This is a genomic window from Rathayibacter sp. PhB179, from assembly GCF_004345345.1.
Lineage (GTDB): Bacteria > Actinomycetota > Actinomycetes > Actinomycetales > Microbacteriaceae > Rathayibacter > Rathayibacter festucae.
In genome coordinates, this window is the sequence record NZ_SLVD01000004.1 from 112,666 (window position 1) to 129,088 (window position 16,423).

Here is a 16,423-nt window from a genome sequence, read left to right on the forward strand (position 1 = left end):
GTGCCGCGGCTACTCGACCAGCATGAACCTCCCTGCGCCCGTCGAAGCTGCTCGACCGGCATGGACGTCGCCGCGCCCGTCAGGGCTGATGGAGCAGCGCGAGCAGCGCGGCATGCATGCTGATCGAGTAGCGCGCGCAGCGCGCGTATCGAGATCCCGAGCAGACGGAAGGGGCGCTCCGCCGCAGCGGAGCGCCCCTTCCTCCGTGCTACTTCTTCAGGAACTCGAGGACGACGCGGTTCCACTCCTCGGCGTGGCTGACGTTGACGCCGTGCGGGGCGCCGGCGACGACGTGGAGCTCGGAGCCGGGGATCGCGGCGTGCGTGCGCGCACCGGAGCCCTCGAAGGGGACGGTGCCGTCGCCGCCGCCGTGGATGACGAGCGTCGGAACCGTGACCTTCGGCAGGTCCTCGCGGAAGTCGGTGCCGGCGAACGCGGCCATGCAGGCCAGCGCGGCGTGCTTGGACGACTGCTTCGCGAGCGCGAGCGCGTCCTGGCGCTGCGCCTCGGTGACCTTGAGCTCGCCGTTCACCGAGAAGAACTCGGTGGTGAACTGCTCGTAGAACGAGTCCTCGTCCTTGGTGAGGCCGGCGGTCATCTCGGCGGCGGCCGACTTCTCGAGCGGTCCGTCCGGGTTGTCGTCGGTCTTCATCAGGTACGGCGGCACGGCCGACGCGAAGACGACGCTGTGCAGGCGCTCGGTGCCGTACTTCGAGAAGTAGCGGGCGACCTCGCCGCCGCCCATCGAGAAGCCGACGAGCGTGACGTCCTGCAGGTCGAGCTCGGTGAGCAGCGTGTGCAGGTCCTCGGTGAGGGTGTCGTAGGTGTAGCCGGTGAGCGGCTTGTCGCTGCGGCCGAAGCCGCGGCGGTCGTAGGTGATGACGCGGAAGCCGGCCGCCGCGAACGCGGGGACCTGCTCGCTCCAGGACTCGCCCGACAGGGGCCAGCCGTGGATCAGGACGACGGGGCGACCCGAGCCGCCGGTGTCGTCGACGTGGAGGTCCGTGTCCTTGAAGAGGCCGTGGTGGGCGGTGATCTCTGCCATGAGTCGTGCTCCTTCCGGCGCCGTGGATCGGCGTCAACTGTCTGTTCGAAGGAGTGTGGCGCCGCGGATGGGGAGCGAGCCGTGAGGGGAGGGGCCCTTGACAGCCCCTCCCCGTGCTGGTTACGAGAGCGCGTCGACGGCGGCGAGGATCGCCTCGGTCTCGGTGCGCGTCGTGTAGTCGACGTGCACGTCGGCGAAGCGGACCACGCCCTCGGCGTCGAGCACCAGGACGGTCGGGAACGGGATCGCCGGGGTGTCGTCGGCGTTCGAGTCCTTCACCGCGAAGCCGAGCGCCGTGTGCGCCTCGATCGCCGCGTCGCTGGGCGCGGTGACGATGCCGAGCTCGGTGGCGAGCGCGTTGCCCGGGTCGGTGACGACGGTGAAGCCGAGCTCGCCGCCCAGCGTGGCGGAGGCGTCGGGCGTCTCCGGGCTGACCGCGACGAAGGCGATGCCGCGGCTCGCCAGCTCGGGGGCGAGGGTCGCGTCGTAGTGGCGCAGCGTGATGTTGCAGTAGGGGCACCAGGCGCCGCGGTAGAAGACGAGCACGGCCGGGCCGTCGCCGAGGAGGGAGGAGAGCGCGACGCTCTCGCCGCCCTCGGTGACCACGGTCGCGCTCGGCAGCCGCTCCCCGGCCGCGACGGCTCCGGCGGGGACGCCGTTCTCGACGAGGTCGGCCTGCTCGCTCGCGAAGACCGTTGCGAGCTCGTCGCCGATCGTCTCGTTGAAGCCGGTGGTGAAGTCGGCGGTCTGCGCGCCGATCGTCGCGGTGGTCTGCTCGGTGGGCATCGTCGTCTCCGTCCGGGCGGCCGTGGATCGGACGCTCCGGCGCGATCGTAGGGACGTGGACTCGGAGCGGACCTGGGCGACGTCACGGTTCGTCATGAAGAGCCTCCGGACGCAGACGAAGACGCCGCCCCGGATCGCGAGATCGCGACCGGGACGGCGTCCGTGCTCCCGCTGGAAGACGGGGAGGCGCTGCTGCGGACTACTGGAATCCGCCGCCGCGGTCCTCCGGGTCCTCGACGGGGTCGGAGTCGGGGGCGTCGAGCGCGTAGGTCACGTGGACCGACTCGCCGACCTCCTTGGCCGAGACGGACGTGTAGACGAGGTGCGTCTCCTGGCCGTCGACGGCGGCGTAGACGTCGACCGACTTCTCGTAGCCGCCCTCGGTGCTGACACGGGTCTCGGTCTGGCCGTCGAACGGCCCGCCCTGGAAGAAGGCGAGGTAGCTCTCGCCCTCGGAGAGTTCGCGGATGTCGTTGCTCATGGGACAGGTCTACCACTCGGGATCGAGCGTCCGCCGGGCGGCCCGTGTCCGCGGCTCCCGCCGGGCGGCGAGAACGTAGGATGACGGGGATGACGATCGGACGCCGCCTCTTCCTGTCGGGAGCCGCCTCGGGCGCCGGTCTCCTGGTCCTCGCGGGCTGCACTCCGCCGCGGCCGACCCCCACGCGCTCCGTCACCGAGGCCCCGGTGCCCACGCCCAGCACCACCGCCGTGCCGACGCCGGCCGCGTTCGTCCGCTCCGGCTGGGCCGAGGACCCGTACGCACTCGGCGCCGTCTCCTACCTCGCGGTCGGAGCCACCCCCGAGCACCGCGACGACCTGGCCGGGAACGTGCTCGACCGCCTGTTCTTCGCCGGCGAGGCCACCGACTCCCAGGAGCCGGGCACCCTGCAGGGCGCCTGGAACTCCGGGGTCCGCGCGGCCGGCGAGATCGCCGCGATCGCCGAGGAGGGCGAGCGGATCGCGATCATCGGCGCCGGTCTCGCGGGCGCCGTCGCCGCCCGCCGCCTGCTCGACGCCGGCTACGACGTCGCGCTGGTCGAGGCGCGCGACCGCGTCGGCGGCCGCATCGCCACCAGCACCCCCGACGGCTGGCCGATCGCCGTCGACAGCGGCGCCTGGGCGCTCGTCGGCGCCGGCCCCGCGCTGCGCGAGAGCGTCCTCGACGCCGGGATCACCACCTCCGCCGTCGACCTCGCGACCGTCCTCTCGAGCACCGACGACGGCGACCGGCCCGACGTCGGCGACACCGCCGCGAAGGCGCTCACCCGTGCGCTCGAGTGGGCGGCGGAGCAGCCCACCGTGCTGCCGCTCGCCGATGCCTTCGCCGGCTCCGGCGCTCCCGACCCGGCGGCCGTCGAGCCCGGCAGCGGGGACGGCGACGCCGCCCGCCTCGCCGCGTTCCTCGCGGGCGGCCCGGTGCTGCGCACGGGCGCCGCACCCGCCGAGCTCTCCGCCTGGTACGGGCTGGGCGACGCCTCGGCCGCCAGCACCGCGGAGGACGTCGCCGACTCCTCCGACGAGGCCTCCGCGGTCCTCACCGACGGCCTGGCGCCCCTCGTCGAGACGCTGCTGACCGACGTCGAGATCTCGCTGCGCGCGGCCGTCAGTGGCATCGGCTACAGCGACACCGGCGCGAGCATCCGGCTCGCGACGGGGGAGTCGTTCACCGCCGACCGCGTCCTCGTCACGGTGCCGATCGGGGTGCTGCAGAGCGACGCGATCGCGTTCGATCCGCCGCTGCCGTTCGCGCACCGCACCGCGATCGCGGCGATCGGCTCCGGGGTCGTCGAGACGCTCTGGCTCCGCTTCGACGAGCCGTTCTGGGACACCGATCCGGCCCTGCCCGCGCGCTGGTCGCTGGTGGGCTCCGCGGCGGGGATCACGGAGTGGCTGAACCTCGAGCCGTCCACCGGCGAGGCGGTGCTCGTCGGGCTGGTCGGCGCCGATCAGGCCCTGTCGCTGCAGTCGCTCAGCGACGACGAGCTGCTCGTGGTCGCGCAGTCGGCGCTCACGCCGTTCGCCGTCGCTGCCGGCTGAGCCGCTCCCGCAGCCGGGCGAGCGGGCCGCGCCACTCCGTCGCGCGCGCTGCACCGAGCGGCCGGACCCGGCTGAGCGCCAGCATGAAGGCGGCGATGCCCGAGATCAGGCCGAGCACGATCACGTCGTAGACGACGAACATCACCGGGCCGTCGACCTGGGCGGGGTCGAGGAAGAAGTAGGGGTACCAGCCGATCAGCGCGCCGCGCACCAGCGTGATCACGCCCCAGACGATCGGGAAGCCGAGCACGGTGAGGGTGCCGCGCCAGGCGACGGGGCGGCGGCCGGGGGCGAGGAGCCAGTCGAGCAGCGCGAGCGTCGGGATGACGAAGTGCAGCAGCGCGCTCGACCACGGCACGTCGACGCGGACGCCGCGGTTGTTCGCCTCCACCGCGATCAGCCCGAAGACGATGCCGGAGACGACCATGTAGGTCAGGACCAGCGCGCGCAGGGTGCTGAGCCAGCGCGGCTCGCGCTCGCGGGCGAGGGCGACGATGCCGGAGAGGCCGAGGACGACGACGCCGGCCATGTTCGACTGCGTGGTGAAGTACGCGAAGAAGTTGTCGATCTGGAACAGCCGGAAGCCGAGGGTGTAGAGGAAGTCGCCGACGAGCCCGACGGCCCCCAGTCCCGCGAGCGCGAGACGGAGGATCGCGAACGCCTTCCGCACACCCGCTCCGATCCGTCGCCTCGACCAGCCCGGAGGGCCGGACGTCCGGACGATTCTACGGTCGCGGCGCTCCGAGCTCCCCGGGCGGGGGCCGTGCGCGGGGCGTCCGGGACCGCCGGAGCGAGGTGCGCACGGGATACCGTGCACTATGCCGTTCACGCCGAGCCACGCCGTCGTCGCTCTGGCGTTCACGAACAGCCGCATTCCCGCCGCGGCGGTCGCGATCGGCGCGATGGCCCCGGACATCGGCCTCTACCTGCCGCTGCGCTGGGCGCGGGACGCGACGCACTCGATGCTCGGGGTCGTGACGGTCGACCTCGCGGTCGGCGCCGTCGGCCTCGTGCTCTGGCTGGTGCTGCTCCGGCCCGCCTGGCGCGACCTCGCGCCGTGGATCGTCCGGGTGCGCCTGCGACCGCCGCCGGCACCGCCGAGCACCGCGCGGGCGAGGACGGCGGCGATCGTCCTGGCGATGGTCGGGATCGTGATCGGCGCGGCGTCGCACGTGCTCTGGGACGCCTTCACCCACGACGGCGGTCCGTTCGTCGCGGCCCTGCCGTTCCTGCGCGAGGAGCTCGGCCCGTTCGCGGGCTACAAGTGGGCGCAGTACGCCAGCGGGGTGCTCGGCCTCGTGGGCCTCGGGATCGGCGCCCTCGTCTGGTACGTCGCCCGCCGGCCGCATCACGTCGCCGTCGACCACCGAGGCCCCGCGCGGGTCGCGGCGTGGACGGCCGTCCTCGCCGCCGCGGTCGTCCCGGCCGGCGTGGTGCTCTCGGGCTCGGGGCTGGATCCGTTCGAGGAGGCGTACCGCTCCTACGTCGTCGACGCGGCCGTCCTCGTGGTCGTCTGGACGACCGCCGCCCTGCTCGCGGTGGCCGTCCTCTGGCACCTCGCGCTCGGCGTCGCACCACGCCAGGGGGCTGACGCGGATCCGTCGTGAGGAGGATGCGCGGGTGCATAGCCCGCCGATAGCGTCGATGACGGCCCGTTGGGGCGGGCCGCCTTCGGGGGAAGGCACAAGGGGAAATCGAGGGCCCGCGGCGAGTCGCCGCGGGCCCTCTACCTGTCTGCGGATGCGGTCTTGCACGATCACGCCTGAGCGGCCGTGAGGATGACGCCGCTTCCGCGGCGGCAGCGCCCTCCGCATGCTGGTCGAGTAGCCCCGCAGGGGCGTATCGAGACCCACCGTCCTCATGACGGTGGCCTGCAGACTCCTCTTCCGACGGTGGTGGATCTCGATACGCCCGCTGCGCGGGCTACTCGATCAGCATGAGGCGGGGGAGCACCCGGAGGCTCCGTCGCCCTTCCGTCAGCCGCTCGCACGCATGCTGGTCGAGTAGCCCCGCCAGGGGCGTATCGAGACCCCGCGTCCTCAGCGGGGTGGTCTGCAGGCTCGTCTTCCGGCGCTGGTGGATCTCGATACGCCCGCTGCGCGGGCTACTCGATCAGCATGAGGCGGCAGCCGACGGACCAGCCGCGAGCCGTGGCTCGCGTCCACGGCGGCGTCGCCGGCAGGCGGCCGGCGGGCGCCGGGCTATCGGCGCTTGCCGCCGCCCTTGCCGGCGGGCTTCTTCGGGCGGGTGGCCGCGGCGGTGCGCGAGCCGCTGCGCGGGGCGCCCTCGCCGGCCGCGCCCTTGGGCAGGACGGAGGCGGGCGGGATGGGCCGGCGGGTGACGGGGCGCACGGGCTCGCCGCGGCGGGACTGGCCGGGGATCGGACGCGAGCGGCGGCCGTAGATCAGCTCGGAGGAGTCGAGCAGCCACGGCACGAGCGCGACGGTGACGCCGTGCACGAGCAGCAGCTTCTGGCGGATGCGGCGCGACTTGTGGTTGTGGAGGAAGCCCTCCCACCAGTGCCCGACGATGTACTGCGGCATGTAGACGGTGATGATCTCGGAGCCGTGCTCGAGGCGGTGCGCCTTGATGTACTTGATCAGCGGGTACGAGATGTCGCGGTACGGCGAGGCGATGCAGCGCAGCGGGACCTCGATGTCCATCCGCGCCCAGTCGGCCTTGAGCTGGGCGGTCTGCGCGTCGTCGATCGACGAGTGCACCGCCTCCAGCGACTCGTGCCGCGCGGCGATGGCGTAGTCGAGGGCCTTCAGGGTCGGCTTGTTCATCCGGCCGACGAGGACGACGGCGTGGTCGCCGTTCGCGCCGAAGGTCGTGGTCGGGTCGACCTCGATCTCCTTCTCCACGTCGCGGTAGTAGCGGTAGACGCCGGCCATCAGCACGCCGAGGATCGGCATCACCAGGTAGACGAGCCAGGCGCCGTGGGTGAACTTCGTGATCGTGACGACGACGAGGACGGCGAAGGTGAGCGTGGCGCCGAAGAGGTTGATCGCGAGGCTCGTCTTGACGGTGCGCGAGCCCTCGCCGTTCTTGATCATCCGGATCCAGTGCTTCACCATGCCGGACTGCCCGAGGGTGAAGGAGACGAAGACGCCGATGATGTAGAGCTGCACCAGGCTGGTCAGCGAGGCCTGGTAGACGAGCAGGATGATCGCCGCGACGAGCGCCAGGATGATGACGCCGTTGGAGTAGATGAGGCGGTCGCCGCGGGTGTTCAGCGACTTGGGCGCGTAGCCGTCCCGGGCGAGGACCGAGCCGAGCAGCGGGAAGCCGTTGAACGCCGTGTTGGCCGCGAGCAGCAGGACGGCGGCGGTGGCGGCCTGGATCACGAAGAAGAGGATCGTGTTGTTGCCGAAGGTGGCGGCCGCGACCTGCGCGATCACGGAGCGCTGCGGCGTCGTCGCGCAGTCGGTGAAGCCGACGAGGTGGCAGGCGTTCTCGGCGTAGTGCACGTTCGAGAGGAGGGCGAGAGCGGTCAGCCCGACGAAGAGGACGATCGCGATCGTGCCCATCGCGACGAGGGTGCGCTGCGCGTTCTTGACCTTGGGGACGCGGAAGGCGGGCACGCCGTTCGAGATCGCCTCGACGCCGGTGAGCGCGGCGCAGCCGCTGGCGAAGGAGCGCAGCAGCAGCAGGACGATCGCGGCCTGGGTGAGCTGCTCGCCCTGCACCGTGTAGCCGGCCGACTCCGCGATCGGGGCGTCGCCGAAGGCCGCGCGGCCGAGACCGACGACGACCATCACGAAGACGCTCGCGACGAAGAGGTAGGTGGGGACGGCGAAGGCCTTGCTCGACTCCGAGACGCCGCGGAGGTTCACGGCGGCCAGGAGGATCACGAAGAGGATCGCGAGCTCGACCCGGAGCGGGGCCAGCGCCGGGATCGCGGAGATGATGTTGTCGACGCCGGAGGCGACCGAGACCGCGACGGTGAGCACGTAGTCGACCAGGAGGGCCGCGGCGACCGTCAGCCCGGCCGTCTCGCCGAGGTTGGTGCGGGCGACCTCGTAGTCGCCGCCGCCCGAGGGGTAGGCCTTGATCAGCTGCCGGTAGCTGAGGACGACGACGACCAGCAGGACGACGACGCAGCCGGCGACCCAGGGCGCGAAGGTGAGGAAGGAGAGGCCGCCGAGCAGCAGGATCATCAGCAGCTCCTGCGGCGCGTAGGCCACGGAGGAGAGCGGGTCGCTCGCGAAGATCGGGAGGGCGAGCCGCTTCTGCAGGAGCTGGCCCTCGAGCTTGTCGCTGGAGAGCGGTTCGCCGATGAAGAAGTGCTTCGCGGTGCGGAGCTCGTTCGCGTCGGCGTCGTCCGCACCGGTGGGGGACGCCTTCGCGCCCGAAGGGGGGCCCTCGTGTGTCACGAGCGACGACACTACTCCGTGGCCGGGGGCAGTCAAGCCGCCCGCGTTCCAGCCGGACGAGCGCTGAACCCGCGCTGTGACCGGGCATTTCCGCAGCTGTCGGGCAAGCGGTTCCAATGAGGTCCCCATCTGTGGGACAGGGGGTCAAATCACCCTCGAACTGGGGCCACCCTCGACGCTGTGAAATCGCCCGAAGTCTGTTGAAGTCGAAGACAGGTCACTCCGGTGGGGGGAGCCGACGGGTTCCGCCCGTCGACGCTCGGAGGGATCTGCACCGTTCCGCCGCCTCCCGGCCTCTGACCCGAGCCCCGCTGCAGCGGCGCGGGCGCTCGCTCGGAGTGCCTGCGTCGACCCGCCCGCACCACGACAGGTCGGCCGAGACGCCGACAGAATCGACGGAACCCGTGTCCACTTCCCGCACCGCCGCGCCGCCGGCCCGCTCGCGCCTCTGGCGCGCAGCCGGCCTGGCCACCGCGCTCGCCGTGACCGCCGGCATCGCCCTCGCCGGCTCCGCCCCCGCCCAGGCCGCCACGACCGGCCAGTACCTCGTGTCGGTCGACTCGAGCTCGATCTCGGAGCAGGTCGTCCGCGCGCTCGGCGTCGCCGACGACGTGCAGTTCGAGGGCGGCGTCGCGGGCTTCACCGCCCCGCTGACCGAGCGCCAGAAGGCGGTCCTCGAGGCCGACTCGCGCGTCCTCGGCATCACCCCCGCCGACCAGGTCGTCGACGGCCAGGCGCAGACGACCCCCTCGCACGTGCTCACCGCGGAGGCCGACAAGGCCCCGGTGCGCGCCGGCGACGGAGTGACGAACTACACCGGCCCGGCCGTCGCGGTCATCGACTCCGGCGTGAGTGCGCACCCCGACTACAACCTCAAGGAGCAGATCAACTGCTTCGGCTCGGGCACCGCCGCCGACGCCAACGGCCACGGCACCGGCGTCTCGGGCTACATGGCCGCCTACGACAACGACTCCGGCTCGGTCGGCGTCGCGCCCGGCGCTCCGATCTACTCGGTCCGAGCGCTCGACGCGAACAACCGCGGCAACACCGGCACCCTGATGTGCGCCCTCGACTGGGTGTCCGCGAACGCGGCGAAGTACAACATCAAGGTCGTCAACATGTCGCTCGCCACCTACGGCACCGACGACGGCAACTGCGGCCGCTCGAACGGCGACGTGATCCACCAGGCGATCTGCGACCTCGAGGCCAAGGGCATCGTCTCCGTCGGCTCCGCGGGCAACACCTCCGAGGACCTCGCGGGCTGGATCCCCGCCGCCTACGACGAGGTGCTCGCCGTGACCAACATGGCCAACTACGACGGCAAGCCCGGCGGACTCGGCACGGCGCCCTGCGGCGTCCAGACCAAGGACGACGCGGTCTCGACCAACAGCAACTTCGCCGTCTCGGCCGCTGACCAGAAGCACACCATCGCCGCCCCCGGCATGTGCCCGTACACCACCAAGAAGGGCGGCACCTACGCCTACATCCAGTCGGGCACCAGCATGGCGGCCGCCGGCACCAGCGGCGTCGTCCTCGACTGCATGGCCGCCGGTGGATCCTGCGCGGGCAAGAGCCCGGCGCAGGTCCGCGCCCAGGTCATCGCCCAGGCGAAGGCGGCGACCGAGCGCGGCCGCACCTTCCAGGGCGACCCGACCCGCCCCGTCGCCGGCCGCTACTTCGGCTACGCGGTGAGCACGATCCCCGTCGGCACCGTTCCGACGCCGGACCCGACGCCGACGGCCACGCCGACCGCGACTCCGACGGCGACGCCCACCGCGACTCCGACGGCCACGCCCACGGCGACCCCGACCTCGACTCCGAAGCCGACCGCCACCCCGACGCCGACCGCGACGCCGACCACCCCGCCGGCGACCGACACGCAGAAGCCGACGGTGAGCATCACGTCGCCCTCGACCAACACCACGGTCGTCGGCTCGATCCGCCTCGTGGCCTCGGCCAGCGACAACGTCGGAGTGACGGCCGTCGCGTTCTACGCCGGCGGCACGAAGCTCGGCAACGGCGTGCTGCAGTCGAACGGGACGTGGACGCTGTCCGCCAACTCCAAGTCCTACCCGAACGCCAGCTACCAGGTGACGGCCAAGGCCCAGGACAAGGCCGGCAACGTGACCACCAGCTCGGCGATCACGCTCCGCGTCGCGAACTGAGCTACTGAGAACCGAGAAGAGCGGTTCAGGGGCGTGCCGTGTGCACACCCCTGAACCGCTCTTCTCGGTTGAGACCTTCGTTCTGCAAGCGGAAGTCTCCGACGCGCAGGGGCGCCGGAGCCGCACCGACTCGCCCGAGAAGGCTCGTTCTCCACCCCGAGAACGAGCCGTCTCGGGCGAGTCGGTTCGCGCCGCAGCGTCAGGGGCGGGTGGCGGCGCCGATCAGGCGGGTGAGGGTGTCGCGGACGGTGGTCAGCTCGTCGAGGGGGAGGTCGAGGCGCTCGACGATCTGCGGCGGGACCTGGAGCGCCCGCTCGCGGAGGGCGGCTCCCTCCGGGGTAAGCGCGACGTCGAGGCGGCGCTCGTCCTCGGTGCTGCGGGCGCGCGTGACGTAGCCGCCGGCCTCCAGGCGCTTCACCAGCGGGCTGAGGGTGGCGGGCTCGAGGCGCAGGGCGGCACCGAGGTCGGCGAGCGAGCGCGGGGCGCGCTCCCAGAGCGCGAGCATCACGAGGTACTGCGGGTGGGTGAGGCCGAGCGGCTCGAGCACGGGGCGGTAGAGGCCGATGACGGTGCGGGCGGCCACGGCGAGCGAGAAGCAGACCTGGCTCCGCAGGGCGAGCGGGTCGGTGTCCACAGGATCGGTCACCACGGCTTCGTCCTCCACGGATTCGTCCTCCCTTTCCCCTCGCGCACTGATCATTAGTACACTAAGCATATGGCCAAGCCGACCCGCTCCCTCTACCAGCGCTTCAACGCGCGGCTCTTCCCCTGGCTCGGCCCGCCGCCGCTCGGGCCCTACGACCAGCCCGAGCCCGAGGCTCCCGCCGGCCGCGCCTGCCCGCTCTGCGGCCGCCTGATGTCGGAGCACGTGATCGACCGCAGCGGCCCGCGCACGCAGCTCTACTGCCCGGACGCCGTCGCAGACGAGGACGCCGCCACCGTCGCCTGACGGCCCGATCGGCCCCTCCGGCGTCGCACGTCCCCTTTCGGGGGTCACGGGGTCGCGCCGCCGGGGGCGGATGATGAGCGCATGTCCCGTCTGCGCTCCGACTCCGCCCGTGCCGTCCAGTTCTCCCGCTTCGGCGGCGTGGACGTGCTCGAGATCGCCGACATCGCGCGGCCCCAGCCCGGGCCGGGGGAGGTGCTGGTCGAGGTCCTCGCAGCCGGCGTGAACCACATGGAGGCGTTCATCCGGCGCGGGATGTTCGACTCCGACCACTCCGCGGCCTTCCCGATGCGCCAGGGCACCGACTTCTCCGGCATCGTCGTCGGCCTCGGCGAGGGAGTGACCGACCTCAAGCTCCGCAGCGACGTCGTCGGCCACGCGCTGGTCGGCTCGCACGCCACCCACATCGTCGTCCCGCGGGAGAACCTGGTCGCCAAGCCCGCCTCGGTGAGCTGGGAGGTCGGCGGCGCGCTCTTCCTCGCCGGCGTCACCGCCTGGCGCGCGATCGAGGCCACCCACATCGGACCGGACGACACCGTGGTCGTCTCGGCAGCGGCGGGCGGCGTGGGCAGCATGGAGATCCAGCTGGCCAAGCTGCGCGGCGCGACCGTGCTCGGCACCTGCGGCGAGCGCAACTTCGACTACCTCCGCCAGATCGGCGTGAAGCCGATCGTCTACGGCGACGGCATCGCCGACCGCATCCGCGCCGCGGCGCCGAAGGGCGTGACCGTCTTCCTCGACAACTTCGGCGGCGACAACGCGGCGCTGGCCGAGGAGCTCGGGATCGAGCCGGCCCGCTTCCACTCCAGCGACGACCGCAAGGAGATCGAGCTGCGCGCCGTCTGGCCCGACGCCGAGACCGCGCGGCGCGACACCGAGATCCTCGGCGAGCTGGTCGCGCTGGTCCGCGACCAGAAGCTGCGGGTGCTGGTCTCCGGCTTCTACCCCTACGGCTTCGTCCAGGACGCGTTCGACGACCTCGAGAAGCGGCACTCCCGCGGCAAGATCGTGCTCGGCATGAACCCGGTCGACGCGGGGCGCGTGACCAAGGCCCGCGACATCCACGAGGCCGGTGCCTAGCGTCGGCCCTCGGGCCTAGGCTCGGCTCTCGGGAGGGAGCCGCGTGGAGGAACCGGTCGTCGCCATCATCTGGATCGTCTCGTTCGTGGTCGTCACCGTGCTGGTGACGGGGCTCTCGGGCAAGGCGGGCTGGTCGGCACCCGTGGCGCTGGTCGCCGTCGGGGCGCTGGCCTCCTTCGTCCCCGGGATCCCCGAGGTGGTGGTCGAGCCGGACGTCGTCCTCTACGGGATCCTGCCGCCGCTGCTCTACGCGGCGGCGATCCGCACCTCGGTGCTCGACGTCCGCGCCCGCGGCGACAGCATCCTGCTGCTCTCGGTCGGGCTCGTGGTCTTCACGGTGCTGGTGGTCGGCGCGGTCGCCTGGGCGGTGGTGCCCGCGATCTCGATCGCCGCGGCCCTGGCCTTCGGCGCGATCGTGGCGCCGACCGATGCGGTGGCGGTGTCCGCGATCGCGGGGCGGCTGCGCCTCCCGCGGCGGATGATGACGGTGCTCGAGGGCGAGAGCCTGCTCAACGACGCGACCGCGCTGGTCGCGCTGAACGCGTCGCTGCTCGCGATCGTCAGCACCGTGACGCCCGGCGGGATCGCGCTCGACTTCGTGCTGGCCGTCGTGGTCGGCGCGGGGGTCGGGATCCTGATCGCGGTCGTCCTCGGCTTCGTGCGCAAGCAGGTGTCCTCCTCGGTGCTGGACACGAGCCTCTCGCTGGTGACGCCGTACGTCGCGTTCATCCCGGCGCAGCTGCTGCACGGCTCGGGCGTGCTCGCGGTCGTGGTCGCGGGGCTGTTCCTCGGCTTCCGGGCGCCGGTCATCCAGTCGGCCCAGGCGCGGATCGCGGAGTCGTTGAACTGGCGCACCATCCAGTTCCTGCTCGAGAACGCCGTCTTCCTCTTCATCGGGCTGAGCCTGTCCTCGGTGGTCGCGGCGACCGCCGACTCCGACATCGGCGTCTGGCAGGGGATCGGCATCAGTGCGGCGCTGCTCGCGGCGCTCATCGGCAGCCGGGTGCTCTGGATGTGCCTGACCACCGTGCTCTTCCGGCACGGACCGCGGCGGCTGCAGCAGCGCGGCTGGACCTGGCCGACCGCGCTCGGGGTGTCCGTGGCCGGAATCCGCGGGGTCGTCACGCTCGCGGCCGCGTTCCTGCTGCCGGCGGAGACGCCGCAGCGGGCGTTCCTGCAGTTCCTGGCGTTCGTGGTGGTGGCGGGGACGCTGGTGCAGGGGCTCGCGCTGCCGCGGGTGCTCCGGCTGCTCAAGCTGCCGGCGCCGAACGAGCAGCAGGAGCACGTCGAGAAGCAGATGCTGCTGGCGGAGGCGCAGTCGGCGGGTCTCGCGCGGCTCGACCAGGAGCCGCAGGACGGGGTCGAGGAGCGGGTGCTCGACCGGCTGCGGCGGAACGCGGTGTTCCTCGCGGACGCGCTGGAGAATCCGCCGGAGGGGGAGGGCGCGGAGCCGCTGACCCACTCCTACAACCGGCTGCGGCGCGTGATGATCGCAGCCGAGCGCGAGGCGGTGCTCAAGGCGCGCGCCGAGGGCCGCTACCAGGAGCCGGCGGTGCGCAGCGCGCTGGCGTTCCTCGATGTCGAGGAGGAGGCGCTGGCGGTGGGGCGGCAGTAGGCGGCCTGCCTCGGCCGCCTGGAGCGAGCGGTGAAAATCCTATAGGATCGACGGGTCCGGCCGGAGGGCCGGCGCACTCGATGATGAGGAGCCGACGAGCATGACCCGTCTCTGGAACGAACCCGCCGACTTCGCCGACGACATGGTCGACGGCTTCGTCCGCGCCAACGGCCGCTGGGTCCGCAAGGTGGTCGGCGGGGTCTCCCGCTCGACCCGCTCCGAGGAGCCCGAGGTCGCGGTGGTCATCGGCGGCGGCTCCGGCCACTACCCGGCCTTCGCCGGACTGGTCGGTCCCGGCCTCGCCCACGGCGCCGCGATGGGCAACCTCTTCGCCTCGCCCTCGGCGCACCAGGTCGAGTCGGTGATCCGCGCGAGCGAGCAGGGCCGCGGCGTGCTGCTCAGCTACGGCAACTACGCCGGCGACGTGCTGCACTTCACCGCCGCGCAGGACGCGGTGCGGGCCGACGGCATCGACTGCCGCACCGTCACCGTGACCGACGACATCTTCAGCGCGAAGCCCGAGGAGGCGCACAAGCGCCGCGGCATCGCCGGCGACCTCACCGTCTTCAAGGTGGCCGGGGCCGCGGCCGCCGCGGGCTACGCGATCGACGACGTGGAGCGGGTGGCCGTGCTCGGCAACGCGCGCACCCGCTCGCTCGGCGTCGCCTTCACCGGCTGCACGCTGCCCGGGGCCGACGAGCCGCTGTTCTCGGTGCCCGAGGGTCGGATGGCGGTCGGCCTGGGCATCCACGGCGAGCCCGGGATCGACGAGGTCGACATCCCGAGCGCCGCGGAGCTCGCCGAGCTGTTCGTGAAGCACCTGCTCGCCGACGCCGAGATCCCCGAGGGCGTGAGCGTCGACGGCGCCCGGGTCGTCCCGGTGCTGAACGGGCTCGGCTCGGTGAAGAGCGAGGAGCTGTTCGTCGTCTTCAGCACGATCGCCGACCTGCTCGAGGCGCGCGGGATCACCCTCGTCGACCCGCAGGTGGGCGAGTTCTGCACCAGCTTCGACATGGCCGGCGTCTCGCTGACGCTGTTCTGGGTCGATGAGGAGCTCGAGACGCTGTGGACGGCGCCGAGCGACACCCCGGCCTTCCGGACCGGGGCGGTCGACGGCGGCGCGCTCGTCGCTGTGACCGCGACGCAGGCGGAGGAGGTCGCCGAAGAGGTCGGCGAGGCCTCGGAGGAGTCGCGCGCCGCGGCGGCACGGCTGTCCGACGCGATCGCGGCGATCCGCGACGTGATCGACGCGAACGCCGACGAGCTCGGCCGTCTGGACTCGATCGCGGGCGACGGCGACCACGGCATCGGCATGCAGCGCGGGGCGCGGGCGGCCGCGCAGGAGGCCGCCGACGTGCTCGAGCGCGGGGCGGGCGCGCAGACGCTGCTCACCCGGGCCGGCGACGCCTGGTCGGACCGCGCGGGCGGGACCTCCGGCGCGCTGTGGGGGGTCATCCTCCGCAGTGTCGGCGAGGCGCTCGGCGACGACCGCGCCGTGAGCGCGCGCGAGGTGAGCGCGGGAGTGACCGCCGCCTCCGACGCCGTGCGCGGCTACGGGAAGGCGAGCGTCGGCGACAAGACGATGGTGGACGCGCTGGTGCCGTTCGCCGAGACGCTGGCGGAGCGGGCCGGGGCGGGCGACGCGCTCGCCGAGGCGTGGGCCGCCGCCGCCGGGGCCGCGCGCTCGGCCGCCGACGCCACCTCCGATCTGATGCCCGGACTCGGCCGCGCGCGCTCGCACGGCGAGAAGTCGCTCGGGACGCCCGACCCCGGCGCGATCTCGTTCGCGCTGATCGTCGAGGCGATCGCGCCGCAGCTCGGTGCCGCCTCCGGCACCGCATCGACCACGGACGCACCGTCCATAACCGAAGGAGAGACCGCATGAGCACCACCTGGAGGATCGTCGTCGGATCGGACGACGCCGGCTACGACTACAAGGAGATCCTGAAGCGCGATCTCGAGGCCGACGACCGGGTCGTCTCGGTCGTCGACGTCGGCGTGGATGCGGAGTCGCACACGCCGTACCCGAGCGTCGCGATCGCGGCGGCCGAGCTGGTCGCGCGCGGCGAGGCCGACCGGGCGCTGCTGATCTGCGGCACCGGCCTGGGCGTCGCCATCGCGGCGAACAAGGTCGAGGGGATCCGCGCTGTGACGGCGCACGACTCCTTCTCGGTGGAGCGCGGCGTGCTCTCGAACAACGCGCAGGTGCTCTGCATGGGGCAGCGCGTCGTCGGCATCGAGGTCGCCCGGCGGAACGTGCGGGAGTGGCTCGGCTACGTCTTCGACGAGTCGAGCGCCTCGGCCGCGAAGGTGGAGGAGATCGTCGCGTACGAGCGCTCGGGAGCGACTGCGTAAGCTGAGCCGACCGCT

The 16,423-nt window shown here is 72.6% G+C and carries 14 protein-coding genes; 8 read left to right on the plus strand and 6 right to left on the minus strand.

Annotation, left to right across the window (positions count from 1 at the left end; translation table 11 throughout):
• Nucleotides 1-208: 208 nt before the first annotated feature.
• The 3 genes from EDF43_RS10125 to EDF43_RS10135 all read right to left on the minus strand — a co-directional run bounded on the left by EDF43_RS10125 (nt 209) and on the right by EDF43_RS10135 (nt 2,312).
• Nucleotides 209-1,045 carry an alpha/beta hydrolase gene (locus tag EDF43_RS10125; RefSeq protein WP_123741048.1) on the minus strand — a complete coding sequence of 279 codons (837 nt, stop codon included), beginning with the start codon at nt 1,043-1,045 and terminating at the stop codon, nt 209-211.
• 120 nt (nt 1,046-1,165) lie between these two features.
• The gene (locus EDF43_RS10130; protein WP_123741054.1) at nt 1,166-1,831 is read right to left on the minus strand and encodes a peroxiredoxin-like family protein; all 666 of its coding nucleotides are present in this window, start codon (nt 1,829-1,831) and stop codon (nt 1,166-1,168) included.
• Nucleotides 1,832-2,030: 199 nt separating this feature from the next.
• The gene (locus EDF43_RS10135; protein WP_123448078.1) at nt 2,031-2,312 is read right to left on the minus strand and encodes an oligoribonuclease; all 282 of its coding nucleotides are present in this window, start codon (nt 2,310-2,312) and stop codon (nt 2,031-2,033) included.
• An 89-nt stretch (nt 2,313-2,401) separates the two neighbouring features.
• Between EDF43_RS10135 and EDF43_RS10140 the strand changes: the two genes are divergently transcribed.
• Nucleotides 2,402-3,871: an NAD(P)/FAD-dependent oxidoreductase gene (locus tag EDF43_RS10140; RefSeq protein ID WP_132436603.1), complete on the plus strand. Its 1,470-nt coding sequence runs from the start codon at nt 2,402-2,404 to the stop codon at nt 3,869-3,871.
• Here EDF43_RS10140 and EDF43_RS10145 read toward each other — a convergent pair.
• Nucleotides 3,843-4,541 carry a Pr6Pr family membrane protein gene (locus tag EDF43_RS10145; protein WP_123706324.1) on the minus strand — a complete coding sequence of 233 codons (699 nt, stop codon included), beginning with the start codon at nt 4,539-4,541 and terminating at the stop codon, nt 3,843-3,845. The genes EDF43_RS10140 and EDF43_RS10145 overlap by 29 nt on opposite strands.
• A gap of 148 nt (nt 4,542-4,689) precedes the next feature.
• Between EDF43_RS10145 and EDF43_RS10150 the strand changes: the two genes are divergently transcribed.
• Nucleotides 4,690-5,478, plus strand: a complete 789-nt coding sequence (locus EDF43_RS10150; protein ID WP_132436605.1) for a DUF4184 family protein — start codon at nt 4,690-4,692, stop codon at nt 5,476-5,478.
• Between the two features lie 594 nt (nt 5,479-6,072).
• On the opposite strand, the gene EDF43_RS10155 is transcribed toward EDF43_RS10150, so the two are convergent.
• Nucleotides 6,073-8,151, minus strand: coding sequence for an APC family permease (locus EDF43_RS10155; RefSeq protein WP_243582199.1), 2,079 nt, complete (start codon nt 8,149-8,151; stop codon nt 6,073-6,075).
• Nucleotides 8,152-8,651: 500 nt separating this feature from the next.
• Between EDF43_RS10155 and EDF43_RS21785 the strand changes: the two genes are divergently transcribed.
• Nucleotides 8,652-10,412: an Ig-like domain-containing protein gene (locus EDF43_RS21785; RefSeq protein WP_165909070.1), complete on the plus strand. Its 1,761-nt coding sequence runs from the start codon at nt 8,652-8,654 to the stop codon at nt 10,410-10,412.
• A gap of 199 nt (nt 10,413-10,611) precedes the next feature.
• On the opposite strand, the gene EDF43_RS10165 is transcribed toward EDF43_RS21785, so the two are convergent.
• A complete protein-coding gene (locus EDF43_RS10165; protein WP_132436968.1) occupies nt 10,612-11,046 on the minus strand; it encodes a MarR family transcriptional regulator in 435 nt (144 codons plus the stop codon).
• An 81-nt stretch (nt 11,047-11,127) separates the two neighbouring features.
• Here EDF43_RS10165 and EDF43_RS10170 point away from each other — a divergent pair, with 81 nt between their 5' ends.
• The 5 genes from EDF43_RS10170 to EDF43_RS10190 all read left to right on the plus strand — a co-directional run bounded on the left by EDF43_RS10170 (nt 11,128) and on the right by EDF43_RS10190 (nt 16,408).
• Nucleotides 11,128-11,361 (plus strand): hypothetical protein, encoded by a 234-nt coding sequence (locus tag EDF43_RS10170; RefSeq protein ID WP_123741044.1) that lies wholly within the window; start codon nt 11,128-11,130, stop codon nt 11,359-11,361.
• 81 nt (nt 11,362-11,442) lie between these two features.
• Nucleotides 11,443-12,438 carry an NADP-dependent oxidoreductase gene (locus EDF43_RS10175; protein WP_123741043.1) on the plus strand — a complete coding sequence of 332 codons (996 nt, stop codon included), beginning with the start codon at nt 11,443-11,445 and terminating at the stop codon, nt 12,436-12,438.
• Nucleotides 12,439-12,481: 43 nt separating this feature from the next.
• Entirely contained in the window at nt 12,482-14,053 is a 1,572-nt protein-coding gene (locus EDF43_RS10180; RefSeq protein ID WP_132436607.1) for a cation:proton antiporter, read from the plus strand.
• A 100-nt stretch (nt 14,054-14,153) separates the two neighbouring features.
• On the plus strand, nt 14,154-15,938 hold the full coding sequence (locus tag EDF43_RS10185) for a dihydroxyacetone kinase family protein (protein WP_132436609.1): 1,785 nt from the start codon (nt 14,154-14,156) through the stop codon (nt 15,936-15,938).
• Nucleotides 15,935-16,408, plus strand: coding sequence for a ribose-5-phosphate isomerase (locus EDF43_RS10190; RefSeq protein WP_132436611.1), 474 nt, complete (start codon nt 15,935-15,937; stop codon nt 16,406-16,408). The genes EDF43_RS10185 and EDF43_RS10190 overlap by 4 nt, the downstream gene beginning before the upstream one ends.
• The last annotated feature ends 15 nt before the right edge of the window (nt 16,409-16,423 follow it).

What these genes read in the sequence shown, in the direction of transcription:
- EDF43_RS10150 (WP_132436605.1), top strand. Translation starts at nt 4,690, where the DNA reads ATGCCGTTCACGCCGAGCCACGCCGTCGTCGCTCTGGCGTTCACGAAC.
- EDF43_RS10190 (WP_132436611.1), top strand. Translation starts at nt 15,935, where the DNA reads ATGAGCACCACCTGGAGGATCGTCGTCGGATCGGACGACGCCGGCTAC.
- EDF43_RS10185 (WP_132436609.1), top strand. Translation starts at nt 14,154, where the DNA reads ATGACCCGTCTCTGGAACGAACCCGCCGACTTCGCCGACGACATGGTC.
- EDF43_RS10170 (WP_123741044.1), top strand. Translation starts at nt 11,128, where the DNA reads ATGGCCAAGCCGACCCGCTCCCTCTACCAGCGCTTCAACGCGCGGCTC.
- EDF43_RS10140 (WP_132436603.1), top strand. Translation starts at nt 2,402, where the DNA reads ATGACGATCGGACGCCGCCTCTTCCTGTCGGGAGCCGCCTCGGGCGCC.
- EDF43_RS10125 (WP_123741048.1), bottom strand. Translation starts at nt 1,045, where the DNA reads ATGGCAGAGATCACCGCCCACCACGGCCTCTTCAAGGACACGGACCTC.
- EDF43_RS10130 (WP_123741054.1), bottom strand. Translation starts at nt 1,831, where the DNA reads ATGCCCACCGAGCAGACCACCGCGACGATCGGCGCGCAGACCGCCGAC.
- EDF43_RS10175 (WP_123741043.1), top strand. Translation starts at nt 11,443, where the DNA reads ATGTCCCGTCTGCGCTCCGACTCCGCCCGTGCCGTCCAGTTCTCCCGC.
- EDF43_RS10135 (WP_123448078.1), bottom strand. Translation starts at nt 2,312, where the DNA reads ATGAGCAACGACATCCGCGAACTCTCCGAGGGCGAGAGCTACCTCGCC.